We start from the raw sequence: 11,917 nt of genomic DNA on the forward strand, positions 1-11,917 counted from the left end.
AAAATAGTAAATAAAGAAGATGATTACAGTTTCGAACGTTTCGGTACAGTTTGGTAAAAGAGTGTTGTTTAATGACGTAAACCTGAAGTTTACGAGTGGTAATTGTTATGGTATTATTGGTGCTAACGGTGCGGGAAAATCTACCTTCCTTCGTACGATTTACGGAGATTTGGATCCGACAACGGGTACCATTGCGCTCGGACCGGGCGAACGCCTTTCGGTGTTGAGCCAGGACCACTTTAAGTGGGACTCTTATACCGTTATGGATACTGTGATGATGGGGCATACTGTGTTGTGGGACATCATGAAGCAACGCGAAGAATTGTATGCGAAAGAAGATTTTACAGATGAAGACGGACTGAAAGTATCCGAGTTGGAAGAGAAATTTGCCGAGTTGGACGGATGGAATGCGGAAAGCGACGCAGCCATGCTGTTGAGCGGACTGGGCGTGAAAGAAGATAAGCATTATGTATTGATGGGTGAGTTGAGCGGTAAGGAAAAAGTGCGTGTCATGCTGGCGCAGGCATTGTACGGAAATCCGGACAATCTCTTGCTCGATGAGCCTACCAATGACTTGGATATGGAGACAGTGACCTGGTTGGAAGAGTATCTCTCCAACTTCGAGCATACCGTATTGGTAGTGAGCCACGACCGTCACTTCCTCGATTCTGTATGTACGCACACCGTAGACATCGACTACGGAAAAATCAATATGTTTGCCGGTAACTATAGTTTCTGGTACGAATCCAGCCAGTTGGCTCTCCGTCAGCAGCAGAACCAGAAGGCGAAGGCTGAAGAGAAGAAGAAAGAGTTGGAAGAATTTATCCGCCGTTTCAGTGCCAACGTAGCGAAGAGCAAGCAGACTACGAGCCGTAAGAAGATGTTGGAGAAACTGAACGTAGAAGAGATCAAACCTTCTTCACGTAAGTATCCGGGCATCATCTTCACTCCCGAACGTGAGCCGGGCAACCAGATTCTGGAAGTTTCCGGATTGAGCAAGAAGACGGAAGAAGGCGTAGTGCTTTTCAACGACGTCAATTTCAACGTAGAGAAAGGTGACAAAGTGGTATTCCTGTCACGCAACCCGCGTGCGATGACTGCGTTCTTCGAAATCATCAACGGAAACATGAAGCCGGATGCCGGTACCTTCAACTGGGGGGTAACCATTACCACTGCTTACCTGCCGCTGGATAATACCGATTTCTTCAATACCGACCTCAACCTGGTGGACTGGTTGAGCCAGTTTGGCGAAGGAAACGAAGTATATATGAAAGGCTTCCTCGGCCGTATGCTTTTCTCCGGCGAAGAGGTGTTGAAGAAAGTAAGCGTACTCTCCGGAGGTGAGAAGATGCGTTGTATGATTGCCCGTATGCAGCTCCGCAATGCGAACTGTCTGATTCTGGACACTCCGACCAACCACTTGGATTTGGAATCTATCCAGGCATTCAACAACAACCTGAAGACATACAGGGGAAACATCCTTTTCTCTTCTCATGACCACGAGTTTATCCAGACGGTTGCCAACCGCATCATCGAACTGACACCGAACGGTATCATCGACAAGATGATGGAGTATGACGAATATATCACGTCCGATCACATCAAGGAATTGAGAGCGAAGATGTACGGGGATAAGTAATTCCCCGTCTTGGATGTCGTAGCCATCGTATAAAACTTAGGCGCGAATTACACGGATAACACGTTTCTGATTTTAAAGAAATCGTGCAATTCGTGTAATCCGCGCCTGATTTTTATAGATAGGATTCCATTCACTTGTTCTGATGGGATTATTTATTTAGCCCAATATCAGATGTGGAGGTGAGTGCATACCTAAATCGGTGTTTGTGATGTGACAAGTACTTTATTATACCTCTTCCATCAGCACCAATTCCCAACTGCGCCATACGATCGTTGCCAGTTTCAATCCCCCTTTCTCACGAGCTTCTGCCACACATTCATCCTTGCTATAGCGAATCAACTGTTCCCGTGCATCATCGGCAAGTGCGCGTATCTCTTTCTCCGATGCTCCTGCTTTCGCATACTTCACCTCTAATAGATACGTGTACGGTGGAGATACGGGTGCCGCCGGACTGGGCTTAAAGAAGAAATCGGCAAAACCCTTATTCATCTCATATTCCGGATATAGTTGATAATAGCGGAACATACTTAGATAGGCGAGGAGGAATCCTTTGATATGAGCTTCCCCTTCTATGTACTCCCTTATCCGGCTCTGCTCCCGAATGGCCTCTGCTAGAAATTCGAACAACGGTTTCCAGTCTCCTTTGAAAGACATATTCTCAAACAGAGTGCGCAAGCGGTTCACGTCGAGCTTGAAGATGTCATGACGGGCATATCCCTGAATCAGGAAATTGAATAGCTGTTCGCGAACCACCAGATTGGGAATGTGCAGGATGGGACGCCCCATCATATCCACCCCTTTGATAGAAAGCAGTCCGAAATAGAACAGCAGAGATTTGAAGTTGCCCACGTCCGTCATTTCCAGTGCGGAGAAATGGGTGACTATTTCAGTCACTATCTCGCCTTGCTCCGCAATCTCCTTGATGACGGAGAAGTTTTCGCCCAGTCCATGGTCGAGACGGACAAGGTAGGCAAGCTTGTTAAAGTCCGTACGGATATTGGGATCTACAATCTCGTCCGGTTTTACTCCGTGCAATATCAATGACTTCATGCAGTAGAGCACCATGTCCGAGTTGAACATACAATCTGCTAATTTATTTTTACTGAAGCAATAATTGTCATAGTTAGGCTTCATCATTGTCACCGCATCGTCTACCGACATCGGGAGAGCGTCTTGTTCCTTATAATACGTCAGCATCTCGCGCAATTCCTTCTCGCTGAAACCTACAAGGTCGTTAAACCACGGGTCGGTGGTGATATTCGTTCCGATGTTGAATCCGCTTGTCACGTCGTCCATCGTCACCGGGCTTACTCCTGTGATGAACAAACGGTTGACGGCAGAACCCATTCCCGTCGTGGCGGCTTTGATTACATTGAAAAACCTGCGGATATACCCTTCGCCATGCGTCGCTTTTCGATATAAGTCCGTGCCGTAAGTAGAAAGAATGGTATTCGTGAAATTATCGTATTCATCAATCAGGAGATAGATTTTGATGTCTCCCTTGAGGGTGGCATACGAATTGATGGCGGATAGCAGTGCTCCCGGTTCTTCGAGCGTTTCTTCGTTCAGCACGTTCCAGATTTCCTTTCCCAATATATGTTCGTACTTTTGCAGAAAATGTCTTAGCTTCCCGCAACAATGCAACCGGAAAGATTCCTCCACCTCATTGATATTCGAACTCACCTCCGAGAAATTGAATCTCATGATGAGAAACTGGTTATGTATCGGCGTAGGATGCTGCCCGATATACAGATGGCCGAACAATTCGTCGAACTGGTCGGCATACCGAACGTCATAATAAGCCTCCAGCATCGCCAGCGTCAGACTTTTCCCGAAGCGCCGGGGACGGATCAGGAACAGATAAGACGGTTGCATTTCTATCTTTTCGATAAACATCGTCTTATCCACATAATAATAGTTTTCTTTTTGGATGCGACCGAAATCCGTCAATCCGTATGGTATTTGCTTCATCATATTGTGATTCCTTTCTTTATTCATCATTCATATCGAGCAAATATACGGAAAACGGATGAATGTGACACGTTTAATGCCACTAATTTATCCGTTTATCTGTTATTTCGTGCAAAAACGACTATTTGGAGGAAAAAGCTATTTTGTGGAAAAACGACTATCCGTGGGAAAACTGCCATTTCGGGGAAAACTACAACTCCAACCCCGTCTGCACCGGAAGCTGCGGGCGTATTGAATTTTCTTTGCGCTCTTCGGCCGAATACTCCACCACCCAATATTCCGTGATGTTGTTGGAGGTCTTCCGTGAGTGGAAATGGTTGTTTTCCAATACCGTGACCAGCATTTGTTTCATCTGTGCGTTGGCTTGTGTGCGTCCGTTCATGCTCAATACCGACAGCAGCTGGGAGGCAGGATACCATTTTGCTTGTATATCGTTTGGTCTGGCTGCCCGGAAATAGAAGAAAAGATTCTCCTCTACCGGATCTTTTTGGCGGAACGCCTCATTGCGGTTGTTGAGAAACGTAATCTCCTGGTTCTCATACCAATATTGAAACCCCTGCCGGTAGAGTGCGTATGCTTGTGCATATATCCCCTGATGGTTGACAGGCGTGTGATAATCTATTTCCAGCAACGTATTGAACAGGATGCGCCTGTTCTCGCCGATGTCCGGCAGACAGTGCGGATTGTTGGTGCTGGCGATGAATGATGCGCGGCGGATGAACGTATAATTTTGGATGTCGTAAACCTTCCGTTCGTTCATTACATCTTGCGTGATGAGACTTTTCAACTCCTGCATACGTGCGGGAGAGAGTGTATCAAACTCATCCAGATTGATGAGCAGGCAGGACGACATTTGCAGGAGGTGGTCTTTGTTGTCGGGACTAATCATGCCGTTGCGATAATAATCCTTCAGCTCCGGTGGGAGGAGATGGCGGACAAAAGTACTCTTGCCTTTTCCCTGTGCGCCGTGGAGCAGCATCAACTGGTGGTTTTGCGCTTCGTCGTCGATGGCACATGCCACCATTCCCACCAGCCAGCGGCGGAAGCTGTCTTCAAAAAAAGCCTGGTCTGCCGCTTTCACTGTTTTTGTCAGTTGGCCGATGTGGTCTGTTTTCCCGTCCCATGTCTGGAGTGAGGTGAAATAATGGATGAACGGGTTGAACGGCTTTGCATAGTCCGAGTCTACCAGTGCTTTCAAATTAGCTTGCGAACTGTATATCTTCTTCATCTGTGCGTTGATATAGAATGTGTTGACATCCTTTGTGCGCAATGTACTGAAAGGCGGCTGCTCTGTTTTAGGGAGATCAGGTATTATTTTCCGGAACTCGATTTGCTCTTTCACCACGTTTCTCCTGATTTCGTAGTGTTCGTCCATAAATTTGATGACCTGGCATATTCTCGGTTGTTGGCTTTCTTCTTCCGCCTGATCGGTCTTTGAGGTGTATTGGTAGGCATTGTGCAAAGGCAGTTCGAGGTCGAAGTCGGGTAGGTCGCCGAAATGACTGTGTGCCAGACTGACGGCTTCCTCTTCCGTGATATGGCGGTGGTAACACTGATTGCCGAGACAATAGAAGAAATTGTCCCGGTTGCCTATCTCGAGACGCTCTTTGCGTTTGGTGTATTCCAGCGCCTTGCGGAAGTCGAGTTGCACTTGCAGGTCGATGGGCGACACATTCTCCTGCACGGGGAGGAGCGGGGATCGTTTTCCCGGATTCTTGCGCTTCTTGTTTTTACATTCTTCTTCAGTGGGCAGTGTCACTTTTACGGTCAGCGGCTTCACGTTTTCCAGTCGTTCGGTAGAGAGGAAGGCGTCCGGATCGTGCGACACGAAGAATCCGCGTCCCGGGTCGCTTCCGCTGGTGTCTACTTTGGTATTGAGCAGCTTTTCATATTGGCTGCTTGCCAGGGCGTATATGCGGTGGTGGTAGCGTTCGAGGGTGAGGAAGTCTACGGTTCCCAATGCGTTCAGTTCGGTGCGTAAGGTTTCCGCTTCATTGCCGGTAAGATAGACGAAGATCTTCAGCCCGTGCATCCGGGGGCTGACGAAGCTGCCTAGCGTGTCGGGGCAATCGTTCACTAGTTGGCGGAATTCCGGGATCTTTTCTGCCGGCATATCGTCACAGTCGAGCGTGATGATGTCCTGATACTTGTCCAGACTGTAAGCCAGCCTTTCCTTGGCGTAAGTAGCTGTGATGGTGCAGTAGGGCAGTTGCTTCTTCATGTGGTCTGCTTTCACCGTTTCTCCTGCATCCATTGCTTCCCGGAGTCTCCGGATTCTGTCGCGATAGACATCTCCCCGGATAAATTCGAACATTTGCCGGATACTGATACTTCCTGATACGAGTGATAATCCCCTGTATGTCGTTATTGAGATATTTTCCATTTTAATTATTGATATGAATGTAAGTCGTGTCAATATTAACACACTGCAAAGGACGGCTTTTCATGTAGAATAAAAAAACTGCTTTTGGTACTCAAAAAGCAGTTTTTTAACAGTCGGTTCTTTCGTGTTAATCCTCAAGAAGCGTTCTTTTCATTCTTTGTATCTCATAATCAATCTCTTCCACGCTTAATGATTCGTCCGAATCATCCGATTTCTTGAAATCAACAGCCATAAACAACAACTCTGCAAAGTATTTGGGGCTTTTAATGTTAAAAACAGAGTCATGGTCATAACAGAGATGGACAAAGGGGAGGAGAAACTTCTTGCGGTCGCCTGGACTTACCTCTATTCTGTTGGTATACAAATTGTTGACAGTGCCAAGCATTTGCGTGATAAACGGGGATACTTGGGGAAATTCTCCCTTTTCGAGTGTTACAGCCTGTTTGTTCTGGTAAACGAAGCCTTCGGAAAAAATGTCTTTTTTCTCATGATTTTAAGTGTTATTTGATTAGTGTTAAAAAATGTTGGTCTAAAAAGACGCAAAGGTACATTTTATTTTGTTCCTATCGTTTACTTATACTTTTTATTCTCTTTATATATTTTATTTGATGGAAAAAGCGTGTAATTGAGGTGGAACCCCTCCACCTCAATTACACGCTTTTTCTATATAAAAAGAATATTCTCTCGCGCCTGCGCACGTGTACATTATTAAATAAGAAAACTAACAGCATTCAATAAGAAAACACACAGCCTGTTTGTCCTCAAGATACCATGTATTACACCGCGTCCCATCATAATATCGACAGGGCACGGTTGCAGGGCTGGCATTATAAAACAGATATCGGACAGAATACTCCCATAACCGCTTTTGTTTTCATTATAGCTAATCTTGATTTCATTATAGCTAATCTCGATTTCATTATAGCTAATCTCGATTTCATTATAGCTAATTTTATTTTCGTTATAGCTAATCAGCACTTGCCCTAAAGAGATTCATGGCTCATCAAGATACCTCACGATGAGCCGCACCTGCCTTGCACTATAAGCGTGGTCGTTTTTTCCTTCGCCGCCACTATACATTGCGTCATATAATTCCTTGTTATTTCTGATCCACTCCCTCATTTTTCGCATGGCATACACCAACGGTACATACGGATTATATAAATGTGCCAGCTCCGATTTCAAATACGGACGTATGACAAACGGCTCCTCTGCTATCTCTTCTTTTTCTGCTTTCATATCTTCGGAAAATTAATTTTATCGTATTCCAAATATACGGAAAATCTCCCGCTTGTCCAAGTATATAAGTAAAATAAAATCACTCTGAATAAAAGTAAATACATTCTGAATGAAAGTAAGACAAACTAGGTCAAAGTAAGACAAAGTACGTCATTTCATCCCCTTATAATACACTACCTTTGAGGTATCGAAAGAAAAAGAAACAGAGCTCGTTCCTCTCTTCCGATATTGATTGCGGCAACCGCAATCTGTAATATTTATTTTTCAATTATTAATTCTCAATTTTTAATTTATCATGGCAATACCATTTAAAAGAATGGGTCGTAAAGACCCGAGAAAGGTTGATGGGGTGGTGAAGTATCATCCGCAACTTGTGACGCAGGGACAGAGTGTAGACCTGGATAAACTTGCTTACACGATGAAAGAGAAAAGTTCCCTGTCGCTGGGTGACATTCAGAGTGTGCTGACTAATCTCGTAGAAGCGATGCGTACGGCGCTGTTCGACGGTAAATCCGTCAATATCCATGATTTTGGTGTATTCAGCCTTTCCGCTACCACGCGGGGAGTGGACACGAAAGATGAGTGTACGATGAAGAACATCAAGACGGTGAACATTAATTTCCGTCCTTCGAGCAGTGTCCGTCCTAATCTGACGTCTACCCGTGCCGGTGAGAAAATCGAGTTCCTGGATCTCGACGCGCCCAAGAAAAAGAAAACCGATGGTGAAGATCCCGGTGATGAAGGTGGCGGAGACTCCGGTGGAGGTAGTGGTGAAGCTCCGGATCCGGCAGCTTAATTCGTAGAGTGCAGATAATGTTTACAACTGATAAGAAAAATAGTGGCACTATGATGAGAAAGATTGATTTGATCGTGATCCACTGTTCCGCCACCCGTGCCGACCGTTCTCTCACCCCGGATGACTTGGAGATGCAACACCGTCGGCGTGGATTTAACGGAACAGGTTATCACTACTACATCCGCAAGGATGGAACAGTGCACCTCACCCGACCGATTGAACGTATCGGTGCGCACGTGAAAGGATTCAATTCGAACAGTGTCGGTATCTGCTACGAAGGCGGTTTGGATGGCCACGGTTGTCCGGCAGACACGCGGACACCGGAACAACGGGCGGCACTCCGCTTACTGGTACATCAATTATTTGAGACTTTCCCCGGTAGCCGGGTGTGCGGTCACCGGGATTTAAGTCCCGACCGCAACGGAAACGGGGAGATTGAACCGGAAGAATGGATCAAGGCGTGTCCGTGTTTTGAGGTGAAAGCGGAGTTTTGAACTCCTGATGAGTAAAAGCTTAGTTCTCAATAGGATAACGAGAAAATGAGGTAGGAAGGTTTTCAGGAAGTAACAGGGTATTGAAAGTAACTAATCATTAAACGTAATTGGTTACTGAAATCAGTCAATTATTAATAGAGTATGGAAAGGAGGTGTGTAAGGTTATGGCAGTTAAAAAATCCCTTTGGGATGTGATTCTGAAAGTAGTCATCGCAGTGGCGTCAGCAGTAGCGGGCGTATTGGGCGGTAATGCGATGAATCTGTAAAGATACAGAGGGTTAGTTCATTTGAAGAGAGGGTGTATAAGTTTTCTATTTCACCCTCTCTATTTTTTTATTACTCATAAGATAAATCATATAAAAAATGAGAAAGAAGAATTTTATAGAACAAATGTTGTGTTTGCTCCTGCTGTTAGGCACAGGCACACATATATATGCGCAAAACAGTTCCGGATTTATTCCGACCGATTTTCAAGGGTACTATTTTTCACCGCAGAATCTCGGGTTTTCTACACCGCAAACAGCAGAATTCGTACAATATGGCAACACTAGTGTGAACTACTACAACGGGTTGCTTGATCTGGATATCCCATTGTTCGATTACAAAGATACGGCTTTTGAGTTGAACATGTCTATCAAGTATATTTCCGATGGTTTCAAACCGGGGCGGCGTCCTTCGGTAGTAGGTAATAACTGGATACTGAACGTGGGTGGCACTATTACAAGAAATGTAGTGGGAAATCCTGATGATGTTCGCCAGGAGCAGAAAAGCGGTCTGTTGGCTGCTATTCGCGACGGAAAGTTTAAGCAGTACAGTAAAGCGGATCTATTCAAACTGAATATTCCCCATGCTACTAAAAACCGTCCTTATCCGGAAACTGAATATGATATGGCTCCAGATATCTTCGATTTTAATTTCGGGCGGCATAAAGGACGCTTTATTATCGACAATAATGGAAATGCAAAATGTATATCAGGAGGCGGATATAGGATAGATTTAAGCGAAATGTCTGTTCAGGATTATAGTACCACAAATGCTCCTAAACGCTCTGTCATCAAGATCACGACACCGGATGGCTATCTTTACTATTTTGGAGGAGACGTCTCATGTTTAGAATACAGCATACCCAATAATCCCGGTAGATTAAGAAGCAGACCGGTACAGATTACTTCCTGGTACCTAAGTTCTATCCAGGATGAGACAAAAAATAATGGTATATCCTTTTCATACCAAAGTTGTCTGCAAAAAAATAAGTATCACTTATTTATGAATTCTAATGTAACCGGAACAAGATGGATAAATTATAAACCTGATAAGAATGGATATACTAAACCAGCAGAAATAATAGGTATAAACGATAAAGATACAGATCATTTCTTGATGGAAGATAAAGTGTATACCCCTATTTTGAAGACAATTAGCACTGGAAGTGTGCTTGTGAATTTTATTACCGAGACTTTCCCTGTTAATTTTTTCGGTGATTCGGATGGGAATGATTTAATCTATCTCTCAAGTATAACAATGACAAAAGCCCCCCAAGTTATAAAATCATGCAAATTTGATTATGAAACATCAGGGCGCTACTTCTTTCTGAAAAATGTGACCTTGCATGATCAAAGTGAGGGCCCTGCTATTTACTCTTTTGACTATAATATGAGTAATGATTTACCGGATCCGTTGACTACAAACGTCGATCATTGGGGCTTCTGGAATGGTGGCTATGAAAAAATAGACAATGCCAATACGTTTTTCTATGATGGGAATTTTGAACAAAGAAAGGCTGTCAACACAGGTGTTTCTAGCTGTACAATGCTGAATACGATCACTTATCCCACCAAAGGGGAAGAAAAGATTGATTATGAATACAACCGTTACCGGCATTACCTGACCAAAAGAACTGATTCTTTTGCTTGGGATACCAATATGGCAACTTATGATGCTCCGTTGGGTGGGGTACGTGTGAAACATCTGACATTGCATGACCCTGTTACAAAAAAAGACAGGCAACGTTCGTTCAACTACCTTGACCCTACGACAGGAATGGAAAGTGGAAGAACCCATGAACTGCCACGCTATCGTATGCCTATAGAAGATATGGTATACAGTTATAACTATTATGATTATATGGAAACCAAAAATCTGAATGTTTACTCAATCAGCAGTAACTGTATGGGGCGATTCAATAATATATCCGAATATCCGATAGGTTATAGTTATGTCACTGAGACTTTTGACGACGGAAGTTTTTGTCGTTATCATTTCTCTTCATTGGCAGATATCCCTGATAATGCGGAGTTTGGGCAAGCTGTCACTAGAACACCGGACAATTTGAACAGAAGAAGTTTCGGCTTTTATCAGGTATTAGATAAGGCTCTGAACTATGCTCCTAACGATCTGGCAGCCTTCAGGGGAAAACTACTGTTTAAGACGACCTATAACAATCGCTATCATAAAGTAGCAGAGGAAGAGTATCATTATAACGTAGAAAATAAAACTGCCGATTATGAAGTTTCGATAGATACTGGTACTGGAGCTATTCTGGCGAGTAAAATATTTACTGTCCCTTGTTTGTTGATTCAGGAAAAACTGACAGATGAAAACGGAGTGTCAATTCTTCATAATTATGAATATAATGCAAATGGATTTGTCACACAAAAAGAAACTGTCAATAGTAATGGGGATCATGTGTATTTAAAGTATGTGCATCCGGGAGAATCATCTAATCTCCCATCAACTATATATTATGACAATTTAATCCGGTTAAATAGAATAGAGGAACCGGTCGCCATTATAAAGTACTTGAAGAAGTCACAAGATGAAAAACGGAAAATAATAGATTTTATATATCTCTATTATGAGCCAACGAGTAGTGCAGGTATTCAAAAAAGAACTTTGCGGGGCAGTAGCCTCCTAAAAAGATTACCTGAAAATATGGATCTGACAAGCTATTTAACCGATAGCTTGACGTCTTTTATTGAAGCTTATGACAACTATGATAAATATGGAAATCTTATTACGCTAAGAAACTTTCATAATGATATTACAATTTATCTATGGTCATATTACGGTAAATATCCGATAGCTGAAATAAAAGGAAGTACTTATAATGAAGTAAAGTCTGCCTTAAAAAGAAAACCGGAAAGTCTTTCAGAAGAGAGTGAACCTAATATTAAGAATATAGAACAACTACGCAGACTTCTGCCGCATGCCCAGATAACAATCTATGATTATAAGCAGCAGATTGGTATGAAATATACTTCTCAACCTGATGGAAAAACTTCTTTTTTCCAGTATGACCTTCAAGGGCGTCTGAAGAAAAGGTTTAGAAGAGGAGAAAAGGGAGACATTCAATTGATGGAATATAACAGATATCATTATTCTAAATAAAAGATAAT

General features: G+C 43.5%; 9 protein-coding genes. 5 read left to right on the forward strand and 4 right to left on the reverse strand.

Features of this window, described 5'->3' with window-relative positions:
* Positions 1 to 19: 19 nt before the first annotated feature.
* Positions 20 to 1,639, forward strand: a complete 1,620-nt coding sequence (locus INE92_RS04405; RefSeq protein WP_004315798.1) for an ABC-F family ATP-binding cassette domain-containing protein — start codon at positions 20 to 22, stop codon at positions 1,637 to 1,639.
* 225 nt (positions 1,640 to 1,864) lie between these two features.
* Here the strand turns inward: INE92_RS04405 and INE92_RS04410 are convergent, their stop codons facing one another.
* The 4 genes from INE92_RS04410 to INE92_RS04425 all read right to left on the reverse strand — a co-directional run bounded on the left by INE92_RS04410 (position 1,865) and on the right by INE92_RS04425 (position 7,232).
* Positions 1,865 to 3,613 carry an ATP-binding protein gene (locus INE92_RS04410; RefSeq protein ID WP_212701971.1) on the reverse strand — a complete coding sequence of 583 codons (1,749 nt, stop codon included), beginning with the start codon at positions 3,611 to 3,613 and terminating at the stop codon, positions 1,865 to 1,867.
* Positions 3,614 to 3,800: 187 nt separating this feature from the next.
* Positions 3,801 to 5,993 carry a VapE domain-containing protein gene (locus INE92_RS04415; protein ID WP_212701972.1) on the reverse strand — a complete coding sequence of 731 codons (2,193 nt, stop codon included), beginning with the start codon at positions 5,991 to 5,993 and terminating at the stop codon, positions 3,801 to 3,803.
* A 127-nt stretch (positions 5,994 to 6,120) separates the two neighbouring features.
* Positions 6,121 to 6,378, reverse strand: a complete 258-nt coding sequence (locus INE92_RS04420; protein WP_009039383.1) for a hypothetical protein — start codon at positions 6,376 to 6,378, stop codon at positions 6,121 to 6,123.
* A gap of 608 nt (positions 6,379 to 6,986) precedes the next feature.
* On the reverse strand, positions 6,987 to 7,232 hold the full coding sequence (locus INE92_RS04425) for a DUF4248 domain-containing protein (RefSeq protein WP_004297879.1): 246 nt from the start codon (positions 7,230 to 7,232) through the stop codon (positions 6,987 to 6,989).
* A 295-nt stretch (positions 7,233 to 7,527) separates the two neighbouring features.
* Between INE92_RS04425 and INE92_RS04430 the strand changes: the two genes are divergently transcribed.
* The 4 genes from INE92_RS04430 to INE92_RS04445 all read left to right on the forward strand — a co-directional run bounded on the left by INE92_RS04430 (position 7,528) and on the right by INE92_RS04445 (position 11,909).
* Positions 7,528 to 8,028 (forward strand): HU family DNA-binding protein, encoded by a 501-nt coding sequence (locus tag INE92_RS04430; RefSeq protein ID WP_008644168.1) that lies wholly within the window; start codon positions 7,528 to 7,530, stop codon positions 8,026 to 8,028.
* Between the two features lie 50 nt (positions 8,029 to 8,078).
* A complete protein-coding gene (locus INE92_RS04435) occupies positions 8,079 to 8,522 on the forward strand; it encodes an N-acetylmuramoyl-L-alanine amidase (RefSeq protein ID WP_195435868.1) in 444 nt (147 codons plus the stop codon).
* Between the two features lie 164 nt (positions 8,523 to 8,686).
* Positions 8,687 to 8,788, forward strand: coding sequence for a smalltalk protein (locus INE92_RS04440; protein WP_151874894.1), 102 nt, complete (start codon positions 8,687 to 8,689; stop codon positions 8,786 to 8,788).
* A gap of 97 nt (positions 8,789 to 8,885) precedes the next feature.
* Entirely contained in the window at positions 8,886 to 11,909 is a 3,024-nt protein-coding gene (locus INE92_RS04445; protein ID WP_055235414.1) for a hypothetical protein, read from the forward strand.
* The last annotated feature ends 8 nt before the right edge of the window (positions 11,910 to 11,917 follow it).

It is taken from the genome of Bacteroides xylanisolvens (assembly GCF_018289135.1).
Classification (GTDB): Bacteria; Bacteroidota; Bacteroidia; order Bacteroidales; family Bacteroidaceae; genus Bacteroides; species Bacteroides xylanisolvens.

What these genes read in the sequence shown, in the direction of transcription:
- INE92_RS04405 (WP_004315798.1), top strand. Translation starts at nt 20, where the DNA reads ATGATTACAGTTTCGAACGTTTCGGTACAGTTTGGTAAAAGAGTGTTG.
- INE92_RS04410 (WP_212701971.1), bottom strand. Translation starts at nt 3,613, where the DNA reads ATGATGAAGCAAATACCATACGGATTGACGGATTTCGGTCGCATCCAA.
- INE92_RS04415 (WP_212701972.1), bottom strand. Translation starts at nt 5,993, where the DNA reads ATGGAAAATATCTCAATAACGACATACAGGGGATTATCACTCGTATCA.
- INE92_RS04420 (WP_009039383.1), bottom strand. Translation starts at nt 6,378, where the DNA reads ATGCTTGGCACTGTCAACAATTTGTATACCAACAGAATAGAGGTAAGT.
- INE92_RS04425 (WP_004297879.1), bottom strand. Translation starts at nt 7,232, where the DNA reads ATGAAAGCAGAAAAAGAAGAGATAGCAGAGGAGCCGTTTGTCATACGT.
- INE92_RS04430 (WP_008644168.1), top strand. Translation starts at nt 7,528, where the DNA reads ATGGCAATACCATTTAAAAGAATGGGTCGTAAAGACCCGAGAAAGGTT.
- INE92_RS04435 (WP_195435868.1), top strand. Translation starts at nt 8,079, where the DNA reads ATGATGAGAAAGATTGATTTGATCGTGATCCACTGTTCCGCCACCCGT.
- INE92_RS04440 (WP_151874894.1), top strand. Translation starts at nt 8,687, where the DNA reads ATGGCAGTTAAAAAATCCCTTTGGGATGTGATTCTGAAAGTAGTCATC.
- INE92_RS04445 (WP_055235414.1), top strand. Translation starts at nt 8,886, where the DNA reads ATGAGAAAGAAGAATTTTATAGAACAAATGTTGTGTTTGCTCCTGCTG.